This is a genomic window from Geodermatophilus amargosae (assembly GCF_041028265.1).
In the GTDB taxonomy this organism is placed as follows: domain Bacteria; phylum Actinomycetota; class Actinomycetes; order Mycobacteriales; family Geodermatophilaceae; genus Geodermatophilus; species Geodermatophilus amargosae_A.
On record NZ_JABGCW010000001.1, the window covers coordinates 86,601 to 111,269 of the forward strand.

27 protein-coding genes and 1 other RNA gene are annotated in these 24,669 nt (G+C 73.5%); 23 read left to right on the forward strand and 5 right to left on the reverse strand.

The window, feature by feature from the left end:
• Nucleotides 1-539: 539 nt before the first annotated feature.
• Genes HLV61_RS00475 through HLV61_RS00485 form a run of 3 tightly spaced genes read left to right on the forward strand, consistent with a single transcriptional unit; the run spans nucleotide 540 to nucleotide 1,664 of the window.
• Nucleotides 540-758 carry a hypothetical protein gene (locus tag HLV61_RS00475; RefSeq protein WP_369251864.1) on the forward strand — a complete coding sequence of 73 codons (219 nt, stop codon included), beginning with the start codon at nucleotides 540-542 and terminating at the stop codon, nucleotides 756-758.
• A complete protein-coding gene (locus HLV61_RS00480) occupies nucleotides 751-1,203 on the forward strand; it encodes a TadE/TadG family type IV pilus assembly protein (protein ID WP_369251866.1) in 453 nt (150 codons plus the stop codon). The genes HLV61_RS00475 and HLV61_RS00480 overlap by 8 nt, the downstream gene beginning before the upstream one ends.
• Nucleotides 1,200-1,664, forward strand: coding sequence for a hypothetical protein (locus HLV61_RS00485; protein ID WP_369251868.1), 465 nt, complete (start codon nucleotides 1,200-1,202; stop codon nucleotides 1,662-1,664). Before HLV61_RS00480 ends, HLV61_RS00485 begins: the two co-directional genes overlap by 4 nt.
• A gap of 11 nt (nucleotides 1,665-1,675) precedes the next feature.
• Here the strand turns inward: HLV61_RS00485 and HLV61_RS00490 are convergent, their stop codons facing one another.
• Nucleotides 1,676-2,188, reverse strand: a complete 513-nt coding sequence (locus tag HLV61_RS00490) for a DinB family protein (RefSeq protein ID WP_369251870.1) — start codon at nucleotides 2,186-2,188, stop codon at nucleotides 1,676-1,678.
• A gap of 162 nt (nucleotides 2,189-2,350) precedes the next feature.
• Here HLV61_RS00490 and HLV61_RS00495 point away from each other — a divergent pair, with 162 nt between their 5' ends.
• Nucleotides 2,351-2,533: a hypothetical protein gene (locus HLV61_RS00495; protein ID WP_369251872.1), complete on the forward strand. Its 183-nt coding sequence runs from the start codon at nucleotides 2,351-2,353 to the stop codon at nucleotides 2,531-2,533.
• A 16-nt stretch (nucleotides 2,534-2,549) separates the two neighbouring features.
• Here the strand turns inward: HLV61_RS00495 and HLV61_RS00500 are convergent, their stop codons facing one another.
• Nucleotides 2,550-2,780: a hypothetical protein gene (locus HLV61_RS00500; protein ID WP_369251874.1), complete on the reverse strand. Its 231-nt coding sequence runs from the start codon at nucleotides 2,778-2,780 to the stop codon at nucleotides 2,550-2,552.
• 528 nt (nucleotides 2,781-3,308) lie between these two features.
• Here HLV61_RS00500 and HLV61_RS00505 point away from each other — a divergent pair.
• Genes HLV61_RS00505 through HLV61_RS00515 form a run of 3 tightly spaced genes read left to right on the forward strand, consistent with a single transcriptional unit; the run spans nucleotide 3,309 to nucleotide 8,211 of the window.
• Entirely contained in the window at nucleotides 3,309-5,102 is a 1,794-nt protein-coding gene (locus tag HLV61_RS00505) for a glycosyltransferase family 2 protein (RefSeq protein WP_369251876.1), read from the forward strand.
• A complete protein-coding gene (locus HLV61_RS00510) occupies nucleotides 5,099-7,090 on the forward strand; it encodes a galactose oxidase-like domain-containing protein (RefSeq protein WP_369251878.1) in 1,992 nt (663 codons plus the stop codon). The genes HLV61_RS00505 and HLV61_RS00510 overlap by 4 nt, the downstream gene beginning before the upstream one ends.
• Nucleotides 7,087-8,211, forward strand: a complete 1,125-nt coding sequence (locus tag HLV61_RS00515; protein WP_369251880.1) for a glycoside hydrolase family 6 protein — start codon at nucleotides 7,087-7,089, stop codon at nucleotides 8,209-8,211. The genes HLV61_RS00510 and HLV61_RS00515 overlap by 4 nt, the downstream gene beginning before the upstream one ends.
• Before the next feature lie 9 nt (nucleotides 8,212-8,220).
• Here HLV61_RS00515 and HLV61_RS00520 read toward each other — a convergent pair whose 3' ends face one another.
• Both HLV61_RS00520 and HLV61_RS00525 read right to left on the reverse strand, forming a co-directional pair.
• Nucleotides 8,221-8,814, reverse strand: coding sequence for a pentapeptide repeat-containing protein (locus HLV61_RS00520; RefSeq protein WP_369251882.1), 594 nt, complete (start codon nucleotides 8,812-8,814; stop codon nucleotides 8,221-8,223).
• A gap of 96 nt (nucleotides 8,815-8,910) precedes the next feature.
• Entirely contained in the window at nucleotides 8,911-9,150 is a 240-nt protein-coding gene (locus tag HLV61_RS00525; protein WP_369251884.1) for a hypothetical protein, read from the reverse strand.
• 50 nt (nucleotides 9,151-9,200) lie between these two features.
• Between HLV61_RS00525 and cutA the strand changes: the two genes are divergently transcribed.
• Nucleotides 9,201-9,527, forward strand: a complete 327-nt coding sequence (gene cutA, locus HLV61_RS00530) for a divalent-cation tolerance protein CutA (protein WP_369251886.1) — start codon at nucleotides 9,201-9,203, stop codon at nucleotides 9,525-9,527.
• Nucleotides 9,528-9,531: 4 nt separating this feature from the next.
• On the opposite strand, the gene HLV61_RS00535 is transcribed toward cutA, so the two are convergent.
• Nucleotides 9,532-10,431 carry an NADP-dependent oxidoreductase gene (locus HLV61_RS00535; protein ID WP_369251888.1) on the reverse strand — a complete coding sequence of 300 codons (900 nt, stop codon included), beginning with the start codon at nucleotides 10,429-10,431 and terminating at the stop codon, nucleotides 9,532-9,534.
• Nucleotides 10,432-10,519: 88 nt separating this feature from the next.
• Between HLV61_RS00535 and prfB the strand changes: the two genes are divergently transcribed.
• The 15 genes from prfB to ssrA all read left to right on the forward strand — a co-directional run bounded on the left by prfB (nucleotide 10,520) and on the right by ssrA (nucleotide 24,628).
• Nucleotides 10,520-11,632 (forward strand): peptide chain release factor 2, encoded by a 1,113-nt coding sequence (gene prfB / locus HLV61_RS00540; RefSeq protein ID WP_369251890.1) that lies wholly within the window; start codon nucleotides 10,520-10,522, stop codon nucleotides 11,630-11,632.
• 134 nt (nucleotides 11,633-11,766) lie between these two features.
• Nucleotides 11,767-12,456 (forward strand): cell division ATP-binding protein FtsE, encoded by a 690-nt coding sequence (gene ftsE / locus HLV61_RS00545; protein WP_093582769.1) that lies wholly within the window; start codon nucleotides 11,767-11,769, stop codon nucleotides 12,454-12,456.
• 67 nt (nucleotides 12,457-12,523) lie between these two features.
• Nucleotides 12,524-13,408, forward strand: coding sequence for a permease-like cell division protein FtsX (gene ftsX / locus HLV61_RS00550; RefSeq protein ID WP_369251892.1), 885 nt, complete (start codon nucleotides 12,524-12,526; stop codon nucleotides 13,406-13,408).
• Between the two features lie 111 nt (nucleotides 13,409-13,519).
• Nucleotides 13,520-14,539, forward strand: a complete 1,020-nt coding sequence (locus HLV61_RS00555) for a hypothetical protein (RefSeq protein ID WP_369251894.1) — start codon at nucleotides 13,520-13,522, stop codon at nucleotides 14,537-14,539.
• Nucleotides 14,540-14,558: 19 nt separating this feature from the next.
• The gene (gene smpB, locus HLV61_RS00560; RefSeq protein ID WP_073418869.1) at nucleotides 14,559-15,035 is read left to right on the forward strand and encodes an SsrA-binding protein SmpB; all 477 of its coding nucleotides are present in this window, start codon (nucleotides 14,559-14,561) and stop codon (nucleotides 15,033-15,035) included.
• 10 nt (nucleotides 15,036-15,045) lie between these two features.
• On the forward strand, nucleotides 15,046-15,969 hold the full coding sequence (locus HLV61_RS00565) for an NADP-dependent oxidoreductase (RefSeq protein WP_369251896.1): 924 nt from the start codon (nucleotides 15,046-15,048) through the stop codon (nucleotides 15,967-15,969).
• A 105-nt stretch (nucleotides 15,970-16,074) separates the two neighbouring features.
• Nucleotides 16,075-17,241 carry a serine hydrolase domain-containing protein gene (locus tag HLV61_RS00570; protein WP_369251898.1) on the forward strand — a complete coding sequence of 389 codons (1,167 nt, stop codon included), beginning with the start codon at nucleotides 16,075-16,077 and terminating at the stop codon, nucleotides 17,239-17,241.
• Nucleotides 17,242-17,273: 32 nt separating this feature from the next.
• Nucleotides 17,274-18,167, forward strand: a complete 894-nt coding sequence (locus HLV61_RS00575; protein WP_369251900.1) for an amidohydrolase family protein — start codon at nucleotides 17,274-17,276, stop codon at nucleotides 18,165-18,167.
• Nucleotides 18,167-18,577 (forward strand): VOC family protein, encoded by a 411-nt coding sequence (locus HLV61_RS00580; RefSeq protein ID WP_369251902.1) that lies wholly within the window; start codon nucleotides 18,167-18,169, stop codon nucleotides 18,575-18,577. Before HLV61_RS00575 ends, HLV61_RS00580 begins: the two co-directional genes overlap by 1 nt.
• A gap of 11 nt (nucleotides 18,578-18,588) precedes the next feature.
• A complete protein-coding gene (locus tag HLV61_RS00585) occupies nucleotides 18,589-19,605 on the forward strand; it encodes a GNAT family N-acetyltransferase (RefSeq protein ID WP_369251904.1) in 1,017 nt (338 codons plus the stop codon).
• A gap of 10 nt (nucleotides 19,606-19,615) precedes the next feature.
• Entirely contained in the window at nucleotides 19,616-20,500 is an 885-nt protein-coding gene (locus HLV61_RS00590) for an SCO6745 family protein (RefSeq protein WP_369251906.1), read from the forward strand.
• Entirely contained in the window at nucleotides 20,497-21,030 is a 534-nt protein-coding gene (locus HLV61_RS00595; RefSeq protein WP_369251908.1) for a carboxymuconolactone decarboxylase family protein, read from the forward strand. The genes HLV61_RS00590 and HLV61_RS00595 overlap by 4 nt, the downstream gene beginning before the upstream one ends.
• 45 nt (nucleotides 21,031-21,075) lie before the next feature.
• The gene (locus HLV61_RS00600; RefSeq protein WP_369251910.1) at nucleotides 21,076-22,689 is read left to right on the forward strand and encodes an SLC13 family permease; all 1,614 of its coding nucleotides are present in this window, start codon (nucleotides 21,076-21,078) and stop codon (nucleotides 22,687-22,689) included.
• A gap of 272 nt (nucleotides 22,690-22,961) precedes the next feature.
• Nucleotides 22,962-24,104, forward strand: a complete 1,143-nt coding sequence (locus tag HLV61_RS00605) for a magnesium and cobalt transport protein CorA (RefSeq protein WP_369251912.1) — start codon at nucleotides 22,962-22,964, stop codon at nucleotides 24,102-24,104.
• A gap of 150 nt (nucleotides 24,105-24,254) precedes the next feature.
• Nucleotides 24,255-24,628, forward strand: a transfer-messenger RNA (tmRNA) gene (ssrA, locus tag HLV61_RS00610).
• Nucleotides 24,629-24,669: the final 41 nt, after the last annotated feature.

Below are 24,669 nucleotides of genomic sequence, written 5' to 3' on the forward strand. Positions count from 1 at the left end.
TCGCTAGGACGTCGACGACGCCAGGCGATTGTCGGCCTTGGGATCGGTGGGACCTTGCGTCCTCGGACTCGCCGACTAGATCCTCGTACATCCGCATATACGTCGCCTGACGGTCAGTATTGTCGAAGTCATCGAAGGGTCCTCCGCCATCGCGCAGGTATCCCTCGTAGAGGCGGTTGACATCCTCGGCCGCCGTAGCCCACTGATGAAGCACCCGGTGCAACTCAATAAGTGCCCCCTGGGCAGTCGGCTGGCGACGTATGCGGTCAAGATGGCGATGAAGCTCGGGGAGCAGCATCGCACCCGTGGCTACTGCCAAGTTGGCGAGCTCGAGGATGGCAACCCCCATGTGTCGGATGTTGGTCTCAACCCCCCGATCTAGCCAGGGTCTAAGGGTGGACAGGTAGGACCTGACGCTTGCGGTGCCGGTCGTCTTCCTGGTGCTGCCGGTCACCGTCCTGTTCGCACTGTTCCCGGGGCTGATCAGCATCGTCTCGCTGGCGCGCTGAGCGCCGGTGCACAACGGAGGAGGACGACGCATGCGGGCCTGGACCTGGCTGCTCACGATGACGCTGGCCCTGACGAGGGTGGTGGCCGCGCGGCTGGAGGACGACGATCCCGAGCGGGGCGACGTGCCCGGCTGGGTGATGATCACCGTGATGACGGCGGCGCTCGTGCTGGCCATCCTCGTGCCGTTCCGCGAGGCGATCGTGTCGGCGGTGCAGAACGCGCTGGCCTCCGTCACGAGCGGTGGCTGAAAGACCCCTCCGCAGGGTCCCGCCACTCGCAGGCGCGCGGCGCGACCCTGCGGAGGGGCCGCTGCGCGAGCGGGGGAGCGCCGTCGTCGACTTCGTGCTGGTCTCGGTGCTGGTCGTCGTGCTGCTGCTGGCGGTGCTGCAGGTGGCCGTCTACGTGCACGTGCGCAACGTGGTGACGGCGAGCGCGCAGGAGGGCGCCCGGTACGCGGCCAACGCCGACGTGCCCGCCACCGCCGCGACCGGCCGCACGCTGGCCGCGGTGGCGCGGGCGACGTCGGCCGGCACCGCCGAGGGCCTGGTGTGCACCGCGGCCGAGGAGGTCGACGGCTCCGGGCTGGTGCTGGTGAGCGTGCGCTGCACCGGGGCGGTGCCGGCGCTGCTGGCCGGGCTGGGCGACGTGCTGCCGCTGGACGTCACCGGCCGAGCGGTAGAGGAGACGGCGTGAGGTGGCTGCGGGCGCGGCTGGGCTCGGGGGAGCGCGGGTCGGCGATCGTGGAGTTCGTGTTCGTCGCGCTGGTGGTGTTCGTGCCGCTGGTCTACGTCGTCGCCGGCTTCTCCGCGGTTCAGCGGGGGGTGTTCGCCGCGACGGCGGCCGCGCGGGAGGCCGGGCGGGCGCTGGCCACCGCGCCCGACGTCGCCTCCGGGCTGGCGCGGGCCGATCGTGCTGCGCAGCTGGCGGTCGAGGACCAGGCGGTGGCCGCCACCGACCTGCGGCTGTCCTTCGTCCCGGCCGGCGTCGCGTGCGACACGGCGCGGGGCGGGTACGCGCCGACGCTGGCGCCGGGGGAGGAGTTCTCCGTCTGCGCCACGGTGACCGTGCGGATCCCGCTGCTGCCGGAGTTCGTCGACGCCAACACGGCCACCGGCCAGTTCACGGTGGAGACCGACCGATACGTGGACCGCTGAGGACGGGCGGCTCAGCCCATCGTCTTCTGGCCGTCGATCGACTCGCGCAGGATGTCGGCGTGGCCGGCGTGCTGCGCGGTCTCGGCGATGACGTGCAGGAACACCCGCCGGGCCGACCAGCGGGCGCCCGGCTCGAACCAGGGGGCCTCCGGCAGCGCGTGGTCGGCGTCCAGGTCGGGCAGCGTGGCGACGAGCTCGTCGGTGTGCGCGGCCACCGCCTCGTACTCGGCCAGCACGTCCGCCAGCGTCTCCCCGGGCGCGAGGTGCCAGTGCCGGGTCGCGGCGTCGGGGCCCCAGTTGCGGTTCATCGCCTCGGCGCCGCCCTCGGCGAACCGCACCCAGCCGGCCTCCGTGGCCGCCACGTGCTTGACCAGGCCGGCCAGGTCGAGCGCACTGGCGGTCGGCCGCCGCCGCGCCTGCTCGTCGGTCAGGTCGCGGACGGTGAACCGCAGGAACGCCCGGTGCCGCCGCAGCGACTCGATGAGGTCGGTCCGCTCCCTGGTGAGGGTGGTCGTAGCGGTCATGGGATCGCCTTCCCGTCGTCCTCCGGTGGGTCGGCGCCGACGGTAGGGGGAGGGAGTGCCGGATGGGACGGATCGGCATCCGCCGATGACATCGGGGCAGCGGAAACGTCATACCCGCGACCTAACGTGCAGGTCGCAGGCACCGATCGCCAGGAGGTCGTCATGAGCCCGACCGTCAGCAGCTTCGACCAGCTCGACTACGACATCTCCGTCGCCTACATCGCGCTCGGCGTGGCCCGCAGCTCCTTCGACCGGTGTCCGAGCGCGCAGAACGCCTCCGCCGTCGACGAGGCGGAGAGCTGCGTCAACCGCCTGCTCGACGAGCGGTTCGCCGCCCAGCAGTGACGCCTCCGCCGAGGGGTCACTCGCCCCACGGCACGTAGTCGGTGCCGCCGCCCAGGGCGGTGAGGACGATCATCCCGACGAAGGCGAGCACGATGAAGGCGATGACCGCCCCGGCCAGCAGCCAGGTGCGGTCCTCGATGCCGGGCCGGGTCGCGTAGTCGTCCTCGGCGGTGTGGTCGGCCTCGTGGTCGACGGCCGGCTGCGGGTCCTCGGTGGAGGGCCTGGGGTGGTCGACGGGCGCGGTCATGGGGACTCCCCGGAGCGACCGGCCGCGGAGACCGGCGTCCGGACGCCGACGCTCCGGCGTCCGCTCCCGACGCTAGGGCGGGAGACCCCCCGGGCAAGGGTCCGAAGTCCCGGAGCGCAGGACGGACGGCCGCCGACCACGCAGCGTCACGCCCTCCAGACGGTGAGGTGGTGCCTACCTCCGCGTCATGAGCCCGATCGGGTCAACAACTGCGCAGGAGATGGCTGCCCCCCGGGGCATCTGCTTACTCTGCGTCGCGACCTCCTCCCGGAAGTCGCACGGAAGGACCAGTCGGCCTCCGCCGACCCCGCGCACAGGCGCGCGGGGGACGGAGTCGGTCGCCGGAGCGCGGCTCGGTCCCTCCGTCCGCCGGTCTGCCCGCCGGTGCTGCGCCCTGCGCGTGTGCCCGTACCGCTCGTCTCACGAATGGGTCCGCCTTGCTCCTGACTGCTGCTGTGCCCCCCGGGGCCCTGAGGTCGTCGCCGGTGTCCGCACGGGAAGGAGGCAGCCTCCTGGTCACGTCCCGGCGTGGCTGAGGTCGCCTCCTACCCCTACCAGGAGTTCAGCGAGCTCGCCGGGCCGCTGCAGGAGCCGTCGGCCGACGGCCGCGTCCGCTTCCGGCCGGTCACCCGCGGCTGGGCCCGCGTCCGCGCCCGGCTGCTGGTCCTCGGCGCCTTCGTCTTCGAGCTGGTCTTCCTCGTCTGGCTGCTGCTCCCCTCGCACCACCCCGAGTTCGTCGGCGACTGGCGCTCGGTGCTCGCGGTCGTGCTGCTGGCCAGCGTCGCCGTCATCGGCGTCCTGCAGATGGTCAACGTCATCACCCTGGCGCTGGCCACGCTCAACGCCCGCGACCCGGTCCCCATGACGCCGCTGGCCGGCCAGCGGGTCGCCTTCCTCACCACGATCGTCCCCGGCAAGGAGCCGCTGGAGATGGTCCGGGCGACGCTCGAGGCCGCGTGCCGCATGCGCTACGACGGGCGGCTCGACGTCTGGCTGCTCGACGAGGGCGACGACGCGGCCGTGCGCGCGATGTGCACCGAGCTCGGCGTCCGGCACTTCAGCCGCAAGGGCGTCGAGCGCTGGAACCAGCCGAGCGGCGGGTTCAAGGCGCGCACCAAGCACGGCAACTACAACTCCTGGCTCGACGCGCACGGCGACGACTACGACCTCTGGGTGTCGGTCGACACCGACCACGTGCCCCACCCGAACATGGTCGAGCGGCTCGTCGGCTACTTCCGCGACCCCGACGTCGCCTTCGTCGTCGGCCCGCAGGTGTACGGCAACTACGACAACGTCGTCACCCGCGGCGCGGAGTCGCAGCAGTACATGTTCCACAGCGTGCTGCAGCGGGCGGGCAACCGGCTCGCCTCGGCGATGTTCGTCGGCACCAACAACGCCGTCCGGATCTCGGCGCTGCGCGCCATCGGCGGGCTGGCGGACTCGATCACCGAGGACGCCGCCACGAGCATCGTCTGGCACTCCGCGCGCAACCCGGAGACCGGCGCGCGCTGGAAGTCCGTCTACACCCCCGACGTGCTCGCCGTCGGCGAGGGCCCGGCGACCTGGCGGGACTTCTTCACCCAGCAGCACCGGTGGGCCTGCGGCGCGGACCAGACGATCCTGCGCCACTTCCGGCAGTCCTTCTGGAAGCTGTCCTGGGCCGGCAAGGCGCACTACACGATGCTGCTGGCCTACTACCCGTCGGCGGCGATCAGCTGGGTGCTCGGCGCGCTCAACCTCACCGCCTTCATGCTCACCGGCGTGGGTGGCCTCGTGGTCACCGCGCAGGTGTGGCTGATGCTCTACGTCAACTCCGCGGTGCTGCACCTGGGCGTCTACTTCTGGAACCGCAAGCACAACGTGAGCCCCCACGAGCAGGAGGGCTCCTCTGGCGTGGCCGGCATGGCCATGTCCGCGATGTCGGCGCCGGTCTACGTCCAGGCGCTGACGCAGGCGCTGCGGCGTCAGGAGCCGGCCTTCGTCGTCACCCGCAAGGGCGCGGTCTCCGGTGACCACGTCGGCGTGTTCCGGCGGCACCTCGCCTGGGGGACCGTGCTCGTCGGCGTCCTGGTCGCCTCCGTGCCGCTGGGGAACGTGCACGTCGCGGTCTCCGCGTGGGCGGTGCTCAGCGCGGTCATGTGCCTGTTCCCGGTCGCCTGCTGGCTGATCACCACCTCCATCGGCCGTCGTCGCCAGGCGGCCGCCTACCGGATCGAGGACAACATCCTCCAGGAACTGCCGGTCATCGCTCCCGCGGTGACCGCCACGGTCGTCGTCGCCCCGGTGCAGCTCGCCGGCGTGCCGCAGGAGAGCCTCCGATGACCCGCCGGGTGGCCGGGCCGCTGCGTCGGCTGCGCAACGCCGCGCTGGTCGGCGCCGCGGTCACGGGCGTCGTCGCGGCGAACGGGCCGGTCGTCGTCGACGTGGCCGACCGGCTCGTCTACGACTTCCAGCGCAACCAGGACGACTACAAGGCGCAGCACGGCTTCTGGGAGACCATCGAGCTGCCGGAGGAGTACCGGCTGTCGGCGATCCACGCCGCGCTGCTGTCCACCGGCAAGGTCCTGTTCATCGCCGGCTCGGGCAACAACGCCGAGCGGTTCGAGGCCGGGACCTTCCGCTCGATCGTCTGGGACCCGGTCACCGGTGAGAGCAAGGAGGTCCCGACCCCCGAGGACCTCTTCTGCGGCGGGCACGCCTACCTGCCCAACGGCAACCTGCTCATCGCCGGCGGCACCCGCCGGTACGAGCGGCTCGACGAGCAGGTCGACCGGGCCGCCGGCGTCCTGTCGCTCACCAACGAGCGCGACGAGCCGCTCACGCTGCCCGTGGGCACCACGTTCACCAACGGCGGCCTGACCTACACCTCCACCGAGGAGGTCCGGCTGCCCGCCGCGCACGAGATGCCCGACGGCTCGGCGATGGACGGCATCGCCGACGTGTGGGTCGAGGCCGACGGCACCGGCGACGAGTACGAGGTCGAGGAGGAGCGCACGTTCGGCGTGCCGGACCTCCCGGCGCGGCACCGGGGGGAGGTGCTCGTCCGCGGCGCCGGCGTGACGAAGGACAAGCAGAACTTCCAGGGCCTCGACGCCTCCTACGAGTTCGACGTCGCCACCGAGACCTACCGGCGCACCGGCCGGCTCGACGAGGCCCGCTGGTACCCCACCCTGATCGGCCTGGACGGGGGCCGCGTGCTGGCCGTGTCCGGCCTGGACGAGTACGGCCGGATCCTCCCCGGGGACAACGAGATCTACGACCCGGCCACCCGCACCTGGGCCGACCAGCCGGGCCTCTTCCGGTACTTCCCGACCTATCCGGCGCTGTTCCGGCTGGCCGACGGCCAGCGCATCTTCTACAGCGGCTCCAACACCGGCTACGGCCCGGCCGAGGCGGGCCGCCAGCCGGGCATCTGGGACGTCAGGGACAACTCCTGGCAGGACGTCCCCGGTCTCGAGGACCCCGAGTACAACGAGACGAGCGCGTCGTTCTTCCTGGCCCCGGTGCAGGACCAGCGCGTCGGCATCGTCGGCGGCGGCCTGGTCGGCGACAGCCCGGAGTCGACCGCGCGGTTCAACGTGGTCGACCTCGACGAGGAGGCCCCGCGGTACGAGCCGGCGCCGGACTACCCGAGCCCGGTGCGGTACCTCAACGCCGTCACGCTGCCCGACGACACGACCCTGCTCACCGGCGGCTCGGAGGACTACCGGGGCAACGAGGAGAGCGACCTCCACCTGACGACGATCTACGACCCGGAGACCGGCGAACTGGTCGAGGCGGCGCCCAACTTCGTCGGGCGGAACTACCACGCCACGGCGCTCCTGCTCCCCGACGGCCGGGTCATGACCATGGGGTCGGACCCGCTGTTCGCCGACAAGGAGGAGACCCGCACCGGCACCTTCGACACGCGGATCGAGATCTACTCCCCGCCGTACCTGTTCGCCGGCGACCGCCCGGCCATCACCGCGGCTCCGGAGGAGATCAGCCGGGGGAGCAGCTTCACCGTCGACGTCGAGGGGGCCGAGGTCGCCGAGGCGCGACTGCTGCGGCCCAGCGCCGTGACGCACCAGACCGACACCGAACAGCGGTCCGTCGCGCTCGACGTGCGGCCGGCGTCGTGTCCCGAGGGCGCGGCCGGCCACACGACCGCCGACGGGAGCGCGCACTGCCCGGGCGGCTGCTGCGGCAGCGGGACGGTCGAGCTCACCCTGCCCGTCGAGGAGGGGCTCACCCCCGCCGGCTGGTACATGTTGGTGGTGCTCGACTCCGACGGCGTCCCCTCCCCGGCGCGCTGGGTGCACGTCGCGTGAGGGCGCGTCTCTACCGGCGACGGTCGGTCCGAGCCGCGGTGCTGGCCGCCGTGGCCGGCACCGTGGTCGCCTGTGGCGGCGGGAACGGCGGCACCGGGGACGGTGGCGGCGGGGACGGTGGCGGCGGGGACGGTGGCGGCGGGGACGGTGGCGGCGGGACCGCCGCTCCGAGCACCGCCGCTCCGAGCACCGCCGCCCCGCAGGAGTCCAGCCGGCTCGCGGGGGAGGAGCTCTGGCTCGACCCCTCGGGGCACGGCCCGGCCGCGGTGCGCGAGGCCCTCGCGAGCGGGCGGACCGGGGAGGCCGAGGCGCTGGCCCCGCTGGCCGAGCAGCCGACCGCCGTCTGGATCGCCAGCCCCGACAACCCGTACCCGGCGGTGGAGGCGGCGTCCCGGGCCGCGGCCGAGGAGGACCGGTTGCCGGTCCTGGTGGCCTACAACGTGCCCGGGCGCGACTGCGGGCTGTACTCCGCGGGCGGCGCCACCGACCCCGGCTCCTACCTGGCCTGGATCGGCAGCTTCGCGGCGGCCCTCGCCGACCGGCCGGCGGTGGTCGTCCTGGAACCGGACGCCGTGCCGCAGGCCGTGGTCGGCTGCGAGGGCGTGGACCCCGCGGCGCGCTACGACCTGCTCTCCCAGGCCGTCGCGATCCTCGACCGGCAGCCGGAGACGCGGATCTACCTCGACGCCGGCAACGCCGACTGGGTGGACGACCTGCCGGCGCTCGCCGACGCCCTGCGCAAGAGCGGCATCGACGCCGCCGACGGGTTCGCCCTCAACGTCTCCAACTACGAGACGACCGAGGCCAACACCGAGTACGGCCTGAGGCTGTCCGAGACGCTGGAGGAGGGGGCGCCCCCCGGCGCGCCCGTCGCGCACTTCGTCGTGGACACCAGCCGCAACGGCGCGGGCCCGCCGGAGGACGCACCCGGCGGCGAGGGGCGCTGGTGCAACCCGCCGGGGCGGGCGCTCGGCCAGCCGCCGACGACGTCCACCGACGTCCCCCGCCTCGACGCGCTGCTGTGGATCAAGCAGCCCGGTGACTCCGACGGCACCTGTGGCGGCGGCCCGCCCGCCGGCCAGTGGTGGCCCGAGGCGGCCGCCGAGCTCGTGGGCGGCTGACCGCTCTCCTCAGCCGACGCGCAGCCCCAACGACTGCGCGAGGACGACGGCCTGCTCGGCGCGCACGCGGGCGCCGTCGAGCGGCAGCGCGCGCGGGTCGAACGCCGACAGGTCGCTGCCGCGCAGGTCCGCGTCCGCCCAGCGGCTGTCCTCGAGCGCGGCGGCCGAGAGGTCGGCGTCGGTGACGGTGGCCCCGGTGAGGTCGGCGCCGCGCAGGTCGGCCTCGCGCAGCCGCACGCCGGCCAACACGGCGCCGCGCAGGTCGGCGTCGACCAGGGAGACGAACGACCAGTCGCCGCCGGTCACCCGCAGCGGCCGCAGGGAGCACGACGCGAAGGCGCTGCCGAGGAACGTGCAGTCGGTGAGCTCCGCCGTGGTGAACGAGCACGCGGTGAACCGGCAGCCGCGGAACGCCGAGGCCTCGTGCCGGCCGGCGGAGAACCGGCAGTCGGTGAACGTGCAGTCCTCGAACGTCGCGCCCACCGACGTCGTCTCCGAGAGGTCCACGTCGAGGAACGTGCAGCGCACGAACGACTCCCCGGAGAGGTCCTCGCCCCAGCGGTCGGCGCCGCGCACGGTCTCGTCCTCGCGGGAGGTCGCCACGACGGCACCCTAGGGGCGGATCGCACCGGCTGGTCGTGGCCGCCGCCCCCGCCGCCGTCGGCGGCCACGACCCCGGCGGGACGTCGTCCGTGGGGGTCAGCCGCCGCGCTCGACCTCGGCCTGGACGATGCCGCTGATCGCCACGCGCAGCGCCTCGTTCGACGAGTCGCCCTCGGTGAGCGCCGTGCGGGCGTCCTCGGTCAGCAGGGCCGGGTCGACCTCGTCGAGCCAGGCCACGTCGCCGCCGTTGCGGCGGCCCACCTGCAGTCCGCTGTCGCCGCCCTGCCGGACCACGTACTGCTCGCCGTCGATGTCGAGTGTCAGGTCGTCGCTCATGGGCGGGCCCTACCCCGCGCGCCCGCGCGCACGCACCCCAGGATGGGCACGTGGACCCCGAGTGCTGCGAGGTCGTCGTCACCGGCCCGGACGCCGACTGGCTGGCCGGCTACACGCGGACCCTGGTCGAGGAGCGGCTGGCCGCCTGCGGGCACCAGCTGTCCGCCATCCGGTCGGTGTACCGGTGGGAGGGCGAGGTGCACGACGACCCGGAGGCCCGCGTCGCCCTGCACACCCGCCGCGCGCTGGTGCCGGCGATCGTCGCCCGCACCGCCGCGCTGCACCCCTACGACGTCCCGTGCGTCATCGCACTGCCGCTGGTCGACGGCAGCCCCGAGTACCTGCGCTGGGTCGTGACCGAGACCCGCGACCCCTGACGGCTCAGGGCACCAGCACGAGCTTGCCGCGCACGTGGCCCTCGCGGCTGCGGCGGTAGGCCTCGGCCGCCTGCTCGAGCGGATGGCTCCCCGCCACCGGCAGCTGCAGCCGGCCCTGGCGCACCAGCGCGGCCACCTCGGCCAGCCGCGGGACGGCGCCCTCGCTCGACGTGGTCACGTGCACGCCGAGCCCGCCGGCGCCGAAGTCGGCGATGGTGACCACCTTCCCGGGGTCGCCGGTGAGCGCCACCAGGTCGCGCACCGACCCGCGGCCGGCGGTGTCGACCGCGCCGTCGACCCCGTCGGGCGCGATCTCCCGCACCCGGTCGGCCAGGCCCTCGCCGTAGGGGACGGGCAGTGCGCCGAGCGAGCGGACGAAGTCGGCGTTGGCCGGGGACGACGTGCCGATCACGCCGAGCCCGCGGCTGACGGCGACCTGCACGGTGACCGTGCCGACCCCGCCGCTCGCGCCGTCGACGAGGACCGTGCGGCCGACGTCCAGGGCCAGCAGGTCGAGCACGCGGACGGCGGTCTCGCCGGTCACGCCCAGTCCCGCGGCGACCTCGAAGGACACCTCCGGCGGCTTGGGCGCCCACGCGTGCAGGACGGCGTGCTCGGCGGCCGTGGCCCGGCCGAGGCCGAACACCGGGTCGCCGACCTGCACACCCGTCACGCCCTCGCCGACCTCGTCCACCACCCCGGCGGCGTCCACGCCGGGCACGGTCGGCCCGTCGGGCCGGTCGCCGCGGGCCATGAGCCCGGTGACCTGCTTCCAGTCGTAGGCGTTGACGCCCGCCGCGCGGACGGCGATGCGGACCCGCCCCGGCCCGGCGTGCGGCTCCTCGACCTCCCCGACGCCCACGACGTCGGGTTCCCCGTACTGCGTGTAGACGACGGCGCGCATCCCGCGCTCCTCCCGGTCGGTGGTCTCGACGTCGCTGGAACCGCCGTGACCGCCACCACCTTCCCGGGGCGCACTACCCTCGATCGACGTGGCCGCAGACTTCTCCGTCGTCCTGGACGAACTGGACACGACCCTCTCCAGCATCGAGTCCGTCCTCGACGTCGAGCGGCTCCGCCGCGAGGTCGCCGAGCTGCAGGAACAGGCCGCCGCGCCGGACCTCTGGAGCGACGTCGAGGCCGCCCAGGCGCTGACCTCCAAGCTCTCCTACCTGCAGGGCGACCTGCGCCGGGTCGAGGACCTGCGCCGCCGGCTCGACGACGTCGGCGTGCTGCACGAGATGGCCGAGGAGGAGTCCGACGCCGCCACCGCGGACGAGGCCCAGCGCGAGCTGGACGCGCTGCGCAAGGAGATCGACGAGCTCGAGGTCCGCACGCTGCTCAACGGCGACTACGACCCCCGCGAGGCGCTGGTGACCATCCGCTCGGAGGCCGGTGGCGTCGACGCGGCCGACTTCGCCGAGATGCTCATGCGGATGTACCTGCGCTGGGCCGAGCGGCACAAGTACCCCACCGAGGTCTACGACGTCTCCTACGCCGAGGAGGCGGGCATCAAGTCGGCCACCTTCGCCGTCAAGCACCCCTACGCCTACGGCACGCTCTCGGTCGAGCAGGGCACCCACCGGCTGGTGCGCATCTCGCCGTTCGACAACCAGGGCCGCCGGCAGACGTCCTTCGCCGGCGTCGAGGTGCTGCCCGTCGTCGAGCAGACCGACCACGTCGACATCCCGGAGAACGAGATCCGGGTCGACGTCTTCCGCTCCTCGGGCCCCGGTGGGCAGAGCGTCAACACCACCGACTCCGCCGTCCGGATGACCCACATCCCGACCGGCATCGTCGTCTCCTGCCAGAACGAGAAGAGCCAGATCCAGAACCGGGCTGCCGCGCTGCGGGTGCTGCAGGCCCGGCTGCTCGTCGTCCGCCAGCAGGAGCAGCGCGCCGAGATGGACGCGCTCAAGGGGGAGGGCAGCAGCTGGGGCAACCAGATGCGCTCCTACGTCCTGCACCCGTACCAGATGGTCAAGGACCTGCGGACCGAGCATGAGACCGGCAACACGACGGCGGTCCTCGACGGCGACATCGACGCCTTCATCGAGGCCGGCATCCGCTGGCGCCGCCAGCAGGAGACCGTCCCGGCCGGCTGAGCGTCACCCGCGTCACGATCTCCCGGGGTTGGCGGGGCGTTCCCGCTGGGTAGGGGCGCGGGTCGGGGAGACGCGCCGGTGCGTCCTCGCGAAACGGACCATCCTGCGGCTCCGGGCAGGTACCGTGGCCCCTCGTGATCGAATTGCAACACGTCACCAAGCTCTACCCGGCCAGCGGTCGGCCGGCCCTCGATGACGTGTCGACGGAGATCGACAAGGGCGAGTTCGTCTTCCTCATCGGCTCCTCGGGTTCGGGCAAGTCGACCTTCCTCCGGCTGCTGCTCAAGGAGGACGACCCGACCCGCGGGACGGTCACCGTCAACGGCAAGACGCTGAACACGATGAGCAAGTGGCAGGTGCCCAAGCTGCGCCGCACGATGGGCTGCGTCTTCCAGGACTTCCGGCTGCTGCGCAACCGGACGGTGGCGGAGAACGTCGCGTTCGCGCTCGAGGTCATCAACAAGCCGCACCGCACGATCAAGCGGGTCGTGCCCGAGGTGCTGGAGATGGTCGGGCTCGAGGGCAAGGCCGCCCGCCTGCCGCACGAGCTCTCCGGTGGTGAGCAGCAGCGGGTCGCGATCGCCCGCGCGTTCGTCAACCGGCCGCTGGTCCTGCTCGCCGACGAGCCCACCGGCAACCTCGACCCGGAGACCAGCGAGGGGATCATGCTGCTGCTGGAGCGGATCAACCGCACCGGCACCACCGTGATCATGGCGACGCACGACTACCACATCGTCGACTCGATGCGCCGCCGCGTGATCGAGCTCAACGGGGGCCAGATCACCCGCGACCAGACGCGCGGTGTCTACGGCGTGGGCCGCTGATGCGACGCCGTCGCGACGGCCGCTGAGCCGCCCGCCCCCACGACCTGCACCTCACGACAGGGATTCCATGCGCGTCAACTTCGTCCTCTCCGAGGTGGCCACCGGGCTGCGTCGCAACCTGACCATGACGGTCGCGATGATCCTGACCACGGCCATCTCGCTCGGTCTCATGGGGACCGGCCTGCTCATCGCCGGGATGATCTCCGACATGAAGGAGATCTACTACGACAAGGTGCAGGTCTCCATCTTCCTGGCCGACGACGTCACCGACGAGCAGCGCGGCGCCATCGAGACGCAGCTGGCCGACTCGCCGGAGGTGCAGAGCTACCTCTACGAGTCCAAGGAGGAGGCCTACGCGCGCTTCCAGCAGCAGTTCTCCCAGCAGCCCGAGCTGGTCGAGAACACGCCTGCCGACGCGCTGCCGGAGAGCTTCCGCGTGGAGCTGGTCAACCCCGAGCGCTACGAGGTCATCGCCGCGGAGTTCCCGAACGGCCAGAACGGCGTGGACCAGGTGCGCGACGAGGGCGACTTCCTCGACCGCCTGTTCAGCCTGCTCAACGGCGCGCGCAACGCGACCATCGCCGTGGCGGTGGTGCAGGCGCTGGCGGCCCTGCTGCTGATCTCCAACACCATCCAGCTGGCCGCGTTCAACCGCCGCAACGAGACCAACATCATGCGGCTGGTCGGCGCCTCCCGCTGGTACACCCAGCTGCCGTTCATCCTCGAGGCGGCGCTCGCCGGCCTGATCGGCGCGCTGCTCGCCGTCGGCGGCCTGGTGCTCACCAAGGTGCTCTTCGTCGACAAGACGCTGGCCGGGCCGATCAAGGCCGGCATCATCCCGCCGGTCGACTGGGGCGCGATCGCCACGATCAGCCCGATCATCGCCGCCGCCGGCGTCGGGCTGGCCGCGGTGGCCGCCTACGTGACGCTGCGCCTCTACGTGCGCCTGTAGTCCCGCCGCCTCCCGTCGAGATCCCGTGATCTCGTACGCCCAGGGCGTCCCGGGCGTACGAGATCACGGGATCTCGCGCGCGAAAGGCGGACACCGGGGTAGGGCAGGGGCATGACGACGACGGTGACCGGTGCCACGGCAGACGACCTCGACGCCGGCCGGGCCGACGTCCGCCCCGCTCTGCGGCGGCTCGGTGAGGTCGGCGCGTTCGGCGCGGACGACGACGACCCGACCGTCGCGCTGCTGGCCTCGGTGCGGATGCTCCGCCAGCTCGCGTCGGTGTCGCTGGCCACCGCCTTCGGCGCCTGGTCTCAGCGGATGGTGCTCGAGTACCTGCGCTGCTGCCCGCCGCCGGAGCCGATGACCGGCCTGGTCGCCGAGCTGCGCGCCGGGACCGTCCCCGGTGCCACCGCGCTCGCCCCGGCGGTCGCCGACCTCGCCGGCACCGGCACGCTGCCGGTCCACGCGGTCCGCGACGGCGAGGGCTGGCGGCTGTCGGGCACCGTCGGCTGGGCGTCCAACCTCTTCGACGACGCCGTCGTCGTCGCCCCCGCGCGCACCGCCGACGAGGGCCGGGTGGTGGCGCTGTTCCGCCGGACCGACGCCGGCGTCACCCCGACGGGGCCGCACGACCTGCTCGGCCTGCGCGGCACCGGCACCGGCGGCCTGCACCTCGACGGCGTCGTCGTCGGGTCCGGGCAGGTGCTCAGCGACGACCTGGCCGGCTTCATGGCCGTGTGCCGCCCGGCGATGCTGCTGCTGCAGACCGCGCTCTCCCTGGGCGTCGCCGACGCCGCGCTCGCCGCCGCCGGGGAGCACCTGCCCACCGTCCTGCGCCCCGACGCCGCCGCGCTGACCGAGCGCCGCGACGACGCCGCCCGGCGGCTGGAGGACCTCGCCGGCGACCGGGTGGGCGTGCACCCCGGCGACCTCGCCGGCTTGCGGCTCGCGGCGCTCGACGTCGCGGCGGAGGCGGTGCGGCTGGAGACCGCGGTGGCCGGCGGCCCGGGGTACCTGGCCGGCAGCGACACCGCCCGGCGCGTGCGCGAGGCGGCGTTCCTCCCGGTGCAGGCCCCCACGTACGGGCAGCTCCGCCGCGAGACCGCCGCTGCGCAGGATGGGCGGGGATGAGCCCCAGTAGCCTGGGGACATGCCGCGGGAACAGGGGCGCAAGTTCATCGCCCAGAACAAGAAGGCGCGGCACGACTACTCGATCCTCGACACCTTCGAGGTCGGCCTGGTGCTCACCGGCACCGAGGTGAAGAGCCTGCGCGCCGGCCGGGCGTCGCTGGTCGACGGCTTCGCCACCGTCGACGACGGCGAGGTGTGGCTCCAGCACGTGCACATCCCCGAGTACACGCAGGGGACCTGGACCAACCACGCCCCGCGCCGCAAGCGCAAGGTGCTCATGCACCGCGAGGAGATCGACAAGCTCATCGGCAAGACCCGCGAGGGCGGCCTGACGCTCGTGCCGCTGGACCTGTACTTCAAGGACGGCAAGGTCAAGGCCACGCTGGCGCTGGCCAAGGGCAAGAAGTCCTACGACAAGCGCCACGACCTCGCCGAGCGGGACTCCCGCCGCGAGATCCAGAAGGCGTTCGGCCGATACGTGAAGGGACGCAGGTGAGGGACCAGGCATGAGGGGGATCGCCTACGACCGCTTCGGCGGCCCGGACGTCCTGACGCTGCGCGACGACCTCCCCGAGCCGCCGGTCGGCCCGGACACGGTGCTGGTCCGCGTGCACGCCGCGGGGGTCAACCCGGTCGACGTCGGGATCCGCGAGGGGAACCTGGCCGGGTCCTTCCCCCACCACTTCCCGATCGTCCCGGGCTGGGACCTCGCCGGCACCGTCGAGGCGGCCGGCCCGGCGGTCGTCGACTTCGCACCCGGCGACGAGGTGTTCGGCTACCTGCGCCGCGACGACGTCCAGTGGGGGACCGCGGCCGAGCTCGTGCCCGCGCCGCAGCGCTGCCTGGCGCACAAGCCCGAGTCGCTGTCGTTCGCCGAGGCCGGGGCGCTGCCACTGGCCGGGCTGACCGCCTACCAGGCGCTGACCGAGGCGCTCGACGTCGGCGAGGGCGACCGCGTGCTGGTGCACCGTGCCGCGGGCGGGGTCGGCTTCTTCGCCGTCCAGATCGCCGTCGCGCTCGGCGCGCACGTCATCGGCACCGCGAGCCCGCGCAACCACGGCTTCCTGCGCGACGCCGGCGCCGCCGAGGTCCTCGACTACTCCGCCGGGCCGGTCAGCGGCCGGCTGTCCGAGCCGGTCGACGCCGTCCTCGACCTCAACGGCGGCGACGCCCTGGCCGACGCGCCGGAGCAGGTGCGGGACGTCGCGCGCGTCGTCAGCGTCGTCGACCCAGCGGTCAACGACCTGGGCGGGCGCTACGTGTTCGTCCGGCCCGAGCGGCACGACCTCGAGGAGCTCGGCCGGATGGCCGACGCCGGCCAGCTGCGGGTGGCGATCGCGAAGGCGTTCCCGCTGGAGCGCACCGCCGAGGCGCACGACCTGGTCGCCGGCGGCCACGTGCGCGGCAAGGTGGTCGTCACGCTCCGCTGAGCAGCGCCCCAGCACCGTGACGTGCGCCCGGCGCGGCGCGCGGCCGGCGGACCGTGCCCCGACGCGTCCTTCCCGCCGCACACCCCGCGGAGCACGCTGCCCCGCATGCCCAGGACGCGGCGTGCCCTGTCCCTCGTCGTCCCCCTCGTCACCGCGGCCGCGCTGTTCGGTCCACCGGCGCCGGCCGTCGCGGACGGGCCACGGGCGTCCGGCGTCGCGGAGCTGCAGGGCGCCCTCGACGACCTGGTGCGGCAGCCGGGTGGCCCGCCGGGGGCCATCGTGACCCTGGGCCGCGACTCCCGGCTCGACGTGCTGACCGCCGGGGTGGCCGACGTCGCGACCGGACGCCCTCCGGAGGCCGGGGACGCCATGCGGGTCGCGAGCGTGGCGAAGGCGTACAGCGCCGCGACCGCGCTGCGCCTGGTGTCCCGAGGCGTGCTGTCCCTCGACGACCCCGTCGGGACGTGGCGGCCGGACCTGCCGAGTCACTGGTGGCCGGTCACCCTGCGCCAGCTGCTCGGGCACACCAGCGGCATCCCGGACTTCAGCCGCAGCGAGGGCTTCCTGCCGGACGTGGTCGCGTCGCTCCAGGACCCGCCGGAGCCCCGGGACCTCCTGTCCTACGTCGCGGACGAGCCCCTGCTCTTCCCCCCGGGGACGGAGTACCGGTACTCCAACTCCGACAACGTCCTGGTCGCGCTGCTGATCGAGTCGGCCACCGGCCGCTCCTATGCCGACGTGCTGCACGCCGCGGTGCTCCGGCCCGCCGGCCTGACCGCGACGAGCCTGCCCACCGGATCCGAGCTGCCCGAGCCCCACATCGCCGGCTACGACGTGTCGGAGCAGCCGCCCGAGGACGTCACCACGGTGGTCGCGGCGGGCTGGGCGTGGGCCTCCGGCGGAGTCGTGGCGACCCCCGCCGACCTCGCCCGGTTCATCGGCGCGGACGTCCGGGGGACGTTCACCGACCGGCAGACGCGGGCCGAGCAGTTCCGCTTCCGGCCGGGGTCGTCGGAGCCACCCGGCCCGGGCGAGAACCTCGCCGGCCTGGGGCTGTTCCGGTACGACACCCGCTGCGGCACCGTCTACGGGCACACGGGCAACACCGCCGGGTACACGCAGTTCGCCGCCGCCACGGCAACGGGCCGGCGGACGGTCACGGTGTCGGTGAACGCGCAGATCACGCCGAGCGCCGCGCCGGAGCTGTTCGAGCGGCTGCACGACGTCTTCGAGCTGGCCACCTGCGCCGCCGTGTCTCCCGGCTCCCGCTGATCGGGGGACCGGGGGGCGCTACCTTCCCTCCGATGAGCGTCCCGCCGCCGGTCGACGACGACGACGTCCCGCGGTTCTGGCGCGAGCTGGGCCTGCCGGGACTGGTCGACGTGCACGTGCACTTCCTCCCGCCCCGGGTGCAGGCGAAGGTGTGGTCCTACTTCGAGGCGGCGCAGACGCACTACGGCGCGGCCTGGCCGGTGCACTACCCGCTGCCCGAGGACGACCGTCTCGCCGTCCTCGGCCGGCTGGGCGTGCGCGCGTTCCCGACGCTGCCCTATCCCCACAAGGCGGGCATGGCCGCCTGGCTCAACGACTGGTCGCACGCCTTCGCCGACGCCCACCCGCAGGTGCTGTCCTCGGCCACGTTCTTCCCCGAACCCGAGGCGCCGCACTACGTGGCCGAGGCGCTCGACCGCGGCGTGCGGGTGTTCAAGGTGCACGTGCAGGTGGGCGGCTTCGACCCGCGCGACCCGCTGCTCGACGCCGTCTGGGCGCGGCTGGAGCAGACCGGGACGCCGGTGGTCATCCACTGCGGGTCGGGACCGCTGCGCGGCGAGCACACCGGGCCCGCGCCCATGACCGGCCTGCTCGAGCGGCACCCGGGGCTGTGCCTGGTGATCGCGCACCTCGGCATGCCCGAGTACCGGGAGTTCCTCGACCTCGCCGAGCGGCACGAGGGGGTGCACCTGGACACCACGATGTTCGCCACCGACTTCACCGAGCGGCTCATGCCCTTCGACCACTCCCAGCTGGACCGGCTGCGGGACCTGCGGGACAAGGTGCTCCTCGGCAGCGACTTCCCGTCCATCCCGTACCCCTACGCCGAGCAGCTGGCCGCCCTGTGCCGCCTCGGCCTCGGCGAGGACTGGCTGCGTGCGGTGCTGCACGACAACGGCGCCCGCCTGTTCGCCCTGGAGGGCTGATGCCGCAGTTCCACCTCACCGCCGCCGTCCTCGGCAGCCCCGACCCGCGCACCCTCGCCCGCTCCTACCAGCGGCTGCTCGGCTGGCGCCTCCGCGACGACGAGGAGGGCTGGGCGACGCTGCGGCCGGCCGACGGCGGCACCGGCCTGTCCTTCCAGCTCGAGCGCGACCACGTGCCGCCGGTCTGGCCGCCGGAGCCGGGCACCCAGCAGATGCAGACCCACCTCGACCTCGAGGTCGACGACCTCGAGGCGGCCTGCGCGCTGGCCGAGGAGGCCGGGGCGCGCCCGATCGGCGGCTACGACGACCCCGAGGAGGTCGTGCGCGTCTACGCCGACCCCGACGGACACCCGTTCTGCCTGTTCGTGCCGCTGACAAACGGGTCGCCGTCCCCGGGCGAGCCCACCTAGCCTCGTTCCCCGTGTCCGACGTCCTCTCCGCCGACCTGACCGGCCTCCCCGAGGGCGTGACCGCCCGACCGCTCACCCTCGCCGACGCCGAGGCCGCCGCCGAGCTGCTGGAGGCGGCCGAGGCCGTGGACGACACCGGCGAGCACGAGGACGCCGAGGACCTCACCGAGTGGTGGGGCCGCGAGCTGGTCGACCTGCCCCGTGACGGCCGCGCGGTGGTCACCGGCGACGGCCGGCTGGTGGCCTGGGCGACCTCGATCGCCCCGCGCGGCGGCCGGGACGCCCTGCGCATCTGGTCCGAGGGCCGTGTGCACCCCGCCGAGCGCGGCCGCGGGATCGGCCGGGCGCTGCTGGCCTGGCAGCTGCGCCGCGGCACCGAGCAGCACGCCGCGTTCGCCCCGCCCGGGCTACCCGGCCGGCTCGTCGCATCGGCGTACCCGGCGATGGACCCGGCGGCGCGGCTGTTCGAGCGCGCGGGGTTCACCGCCGAGCGCTGGTACCACGCGATGGAGCGCCCCCTGACCGACGTGCCGGAGGGGCGCCCGGCGCCCGGCGTGGAGCTGGTGCCCTTCACCTGGGACCGCGACGACGAGGTCCGCCGCGCCCACAACGCCTCCTTCACCGCGCACCACGGCTCCACCGAGCGCGACGAGCTGGCCTGGCGCAGCTGGTTCACCGGCCAGCGCGCGTTCCGGGCCGACCTGTCGGTGCTCGCGCTCGTCGACGGCGCCGTCGCCGGGTACGTCCTCTCGTACGTGTACGAGGCCGACACCCGGGCCACCGGCGTGAGCACCGTGCACCTCGGCCAGATCGGCGTCCTGCCGTCGGCGCGGGGGAGGGGGGTGGCGACGGCGACCATCGCCGCCTCGCTGCGCGCCGCCGCGGAGGCCGGCTGTGGTCGGGCCGCCCTCGACGTCGACAGTGCGAACAGCACCGGGGCGCTGGCCCTCTACGAGCGGGTCGGCTTCCGCACCGTGCGGACCCGGACCGCCTGGGCGTTCGCCGTACCGGCGGTGCCCGCTCGCTAGGGTCGGCCGCATGGTCAGCGCCGATCAGTCCGCGCCCGCCCTCGACCCGGCCCTCGTCGGCCGCGCGCACCGCGCCGTCGAACCGCTGCACAACCACGTGTACTTCGTGCCGGAGACCGAGCAGATCCTCACGGCGGTCGGCCTGCGGCCCGGGCGGATGGTCTACTTCGCCGGCCGCGCGGCGCCGATGGGTGCCGTCGGCCCGGGCGTGGTGACGGCGACGTTCTCCAACTTCTCGCCGGCGATCGTGGGCCGGCACGTCCCGCGCGCGTGGACGCTGGCCTCGCCGGAGCAGGTGGTCACCGCCCGGTTCGCCGCCGCCCACGCCTCGCTGACCCGCCTGCTCGGCGGGGAGGAGGCCGCGGCCGCACCCGAGGTCGCCGAGCTGACCGACCTGCTGGTCGAGGCGTGCACCGTGCTGACCGCCGAGGGCCGGCCGCTGTACGCCGGGCACGCCGACCTGCCCTGGCCAGAGGACCGGGTCACCCGCCTGTGGCACGCCGCCTCGCTGCTGCGCGAGTGGCGCGGCGACGGGCACGTCGCCGTCCTGGTGCGGGCCGGGCTGTCCGGGCTGGAGGCGCTGGTCACCCACACCGCCACCGGCCGCGGCTTCCTGCCCGCCTCGGCGAAGGCCACCCGCGGCTGGAGCGACGGGGACTGGGACGCCGCGGCCGCCCGCCTGGCCGACCGCGGCCTGCTCGACGGCGACCGGCTCACCGAGGCCGGGCAGCGGCTGCGCGCCGACCTGGAGACCGAGACCGACGCCCTGGCCACGGCACCCTGGGCGCACCTGGGCCCGGAGCGGACGGCGCGGGTCGTCGAGCTCGGCAAGCGGCTGTCGGCCACCCTCGTCGCCAACGGGGCGTACCCGGCCGGGGTGTTCGCGGGCCGATGAGTGCCCGTCTGCCCGCGGCCCCCGACGAGGGGCCCACCGCCGACCTGCTGCGCGCCCGCCGGGGCGGCGCCCTCACCGCCCTGGACCGGCTGCTGCTGCACAGCCCGCCGGTGGCCGAGGGCTGGAACGCCCTGCTCGGCGCGCTGCGCGGGAGCACGACGCTGCCGGCCGACCTGCGCGAGCTGGTGGTCCTGCGGATCGCCGTCCTCACCGGGGCGGAGTTCGAGTGGGCCGCGCACGAGCCGATCGGCCGCCGCGCCGGCCTCACCGACCTGCACCTGCGCGTGCTGAGGTCCGGCGAACCGACCGCCGAGCCGGTGTGGTCGCCGGCGCAGGCCGCCGTCCTCGCCTTCACCGACGCCTCGGCCCGCGCCGTCGCCGTTCCCGACCCGGTCTTCGCCGCGGTGCGCGGGCACCTCGACGACCGCCAGGTCGTCGAGCTCACGGTGCTGGTGGGCGGCTACGCGATGGTCGCCCGCTTCCTCGTGGCGATGCAGGTGCCCCCGCCGGACGGAGAGGTTCCCGGCTGACCCCCGCCTCCCTAGGGTGTGCGTCACACCTGCCGGGGAGTGGCCATGAGCATTCTCGACCGTCCGGGACAGTCCGGTCCGCGCACCGACGTCGACGCCGCCTTCCGCGGCTCGGCCACATACCGGAGCCTGGGGGAGCAGGAGCTCAGCCCGGCCGAGGAACGCTTCGAGAAGGGACGCCGGACCGTCGGGCTGTTCCTCGCCCCGGTCGTCACGATCGTCTTCGCCCTGCTGCCGCTCGACCTGCCCCGCGCCCAGCACCTGCTCGCCGCGATCCTGCTCGGCGTCATCGTCCTGTGGATCACCGAGCCGGTGCCCATCCCGATCGGCGGGCTCATCGGCGTGGGGGCCATCGTCGTGCTGGGCGTGGTGCCGGCCGACGACGCGGTGGGCCCGCTGGGCTCGACGACGGTGTTCACCTTCATCGGCGCGTTCATCCTGGCCGCCGCCATGCTCAAGCACGGCGTGGCCCGGCGGTTCGCCATGACCATCCTGTCGATGCGCTGGGTCGGCGGCTCCACCGCCCGGCTGATCATCGCCTTCGGGTTGATCACCGCGCTGCTGTCGGCGTTCGTCTCCAACACCGCGACCGTCGCGATGCTGCTGCCCACGGCGCTGGGCATCCTGTCGGTCATCGCCAAGCTCCTGCAGGACAAGGAACTGGTGGCGCCGGACTTCGACCCCCTGCGGCTGCGGGTCGGGGCCGCGCTGATGCTCATGCTGGCCTACGGCGCGAGCGTCGGCGGGCTGCTCACCCCGGTCGGCACGCCGCCCAACCTGATCGGCCGCGGGCTGATCGAGGAGGCCACGGGGGAGCGGATCGGGTTCCTCGACTGGATGCTCATGGCGCTGCCGATCTGCGCGCTGATGTTCGTGGCGCTGGCCGCCGTCCTGCTGCTGCTCAACCGGCCGGAGATCAAGCGGATCGAGGGCGTGCACGAGTACGTGGAGCAGGAGCGCGCCCAGCTCGGCCCGGTCACCCGGGCGGAGAAGAACACGCTGATCGCCTTCGGGATCACCGTCGCGTGCTGGATCTTCCCCGGCGTCATCGCACTGACCGCCGGCACCGAGTCCGACCTCTACACGACGATCAGCGACCGGATGGACGAGGGCATCATCGCCGTCCTCGGGGCCTCGCTGCTGTTCCTGCTGCCCACCGACTGGAAGCGGCGGGAGTTCACCCTCAACTGGTCCGACGCCGCGACGATCGACTGGGGCACCATCCTGCTGTTCGGCACCGGCATCATCTTCGGGTCGTTGCTGGCCGACACCGGCCTGGCCGAGACGATCGGGACCAGCTCGGCCGAGACCCTCGGGCTGACGAGCACCCTGGCGATCACGGTCTTCGCGGTGGTCCTCGCGATCGTCATCTCCGAGACCACGAGCAACACCGCGTCCGCCGCGGTCGTCGTCCCGATCATCATCCCGGTGGCGATGGCGGCGGGGATCAACCCGTTCGTGCCCGCGCTGGCGGCGACCTTCGCGGCGTCCTTCGGCTTCATGCTGCCCGTGTCGACGCCGCAGAACGCGATCGCCTACGGCTCCGGCGTCGTGCCGATCACGAAGATGATCCGCTCGGGGATCTCCTTCGACGTGCTCGGCGCGCTGCTGATCATCGTGCTGCTCCCGATCATGGTGGACCTCGTGCTCAACGTGTGACCGGCGGGCGCCGACGACGGGCGGGTGAACGGAGAGGGAAGTCATCCCGCCGCACCGGGCCGGGTGTCGCCCGGCGTGTCACGATGGACGACGGCCCGCAGGACGCCGGGCACCGGTCGACGGGAGGGAGGGCGAGCGCGTGCGCAGCGAACCGCCCAGTCCCAGTCCCGAGGTCCTCCCCGCCTGAGCTCCCGGCCGCCGCGCGTGCCGGGTGCCGGTGCGCGGAGGGCCTCCGCTGAGTCCCGTCACCCAGCGTCCCCCGGGAGCCCGTCATGGCCGACCGTCGCCTCGCGCCCCTCACCGCCCTGTCCACCCTCGGGCGCCGTCCCCGTCCGCCGGTCCTGCGCCCGGTGGTACCCCCGCCGCCGCCCGCGCCGCAGCCCGAGCGCCTCTCGCGCCTCGTCGACAACGCCGTCTACGCGGGCGGCCGGCGCATCGCGACCCCGTCGTCGGCGGAGGAGAGCCACGACTGGCTCACCGAGGGCTTCGACGACCGGCTGGTGTGGCTGGGCCTCTACCGGCCCGAGCCCGCCGAGCTGGGGGAGATGGCCGAGCAGTACGACCTGCCCGAGCTGGCCGTCGAGGACGCCATCCAGGCCCACCAGCGGCCCAAGTTCGAGCGCTACGGCGACACGCTGTTCGTCGTCCTCAAGGCCGCGCGGTACCTGGACGCGGCCGAGGAGGTCGAGTTCGGCGAGCTGCACCTGTTCCTCGGCCGGCAGTTCGCCATCACCGTCCGGCACTCGGAGTCCCCCGACCTCGCCCGCGTGCGGCGGCGGCTGGAGAGCGAGCCGGCGCTGCTCGCCAAGGGCAGCGAGGCGGTGCTGTACGCGATCCTCGACGCCGTCGTCGACGGGTACTCACCGGTGGTCGCCGGCCTGGCCAACGACATCGACGAGATCGAGACCGAGGTCTTCCGCGGTGACCCCGGCGTCTCGCGGCGCATCTACGAGCTGTCGCAGGAGGTCCTGGAGTTCCAGCGGGCCGCCCAGCCGCTGACCGGCATCCTCGCCGCGATCACCGCCGGATTCGACAAGTACGGCGTCGACGAGGACCTGCGCAGCTACCTGCGCGACGTCGCCGACCACGTCACGCAGGTCACCGAGCGCATCGAGGCCTTCCGGCTGCAGCTGCGCGACATCCTCACGGTGAACGCGACCCTGGTGGCGCAGCGGCAGAACGACGAGATCCGCGAGCTGACCGTGGCCTCGATCGCGCAGGGCGAGGAGGTCAAGAAGATCTCCGCATGGGCGGCCATCCTGTTCGCGCCGACCCTGGTGGGCACGGTCTACGGGATGAACTTCGACGCCATGCCCGAGCTGTCGTGGCACCTGGGCTACCCGTTCGCGCTGGTGCTGATGCTGGGCGTGAGCCTGACCCTGTACGCCGTCTTCAAGCGCCGCGACTGGATCTAGACGCCGGCGGTTCGTCGATCACCGGACGCGTGCACGACGACACGCCGTCGGGCGGCGTGTCGAGCGGCGAACATCCGATGATCACCGAGCGGGGACGTCCGGGGAACAACCGGCTGGCCAGCTCGGTTACGATGGGTGCACAACTGCACAGGGGGTGAATGGTCTCGACTGCGGTCGGGTGACCAGGGGAAGCGAGCCGAGGAAGCCGACGATGAGCTCGTTAACCACGCGTCGGAAACAACACAAGCGCCGACTCCAGTCAGCGCGAGTTCGCCCTCGCTGCCTAAGTAGCGAGGCGACTCTGTCAGCCCGGGTTCGTCATCGGCCCGGATCCTGGCATCAGCTAGATGACTCACCGTGAGGGCCGGTCGCGGGCACTCACGGGACACCAAACAGTGACTGGGCCCGTCATCTCGACTCGTTCGTGAGATCGGGAGGGCCGAGCAGAGACGCAGCGGACTGCGCTCGGAGAAGCCCTGGTGATGCGTCGCAGGACGCGGGTTCGATTCCCGCCACCTCCACCCCGTGCGAGAGCCCCGGTCGGGTCACCGACCGGGGCTCTCGT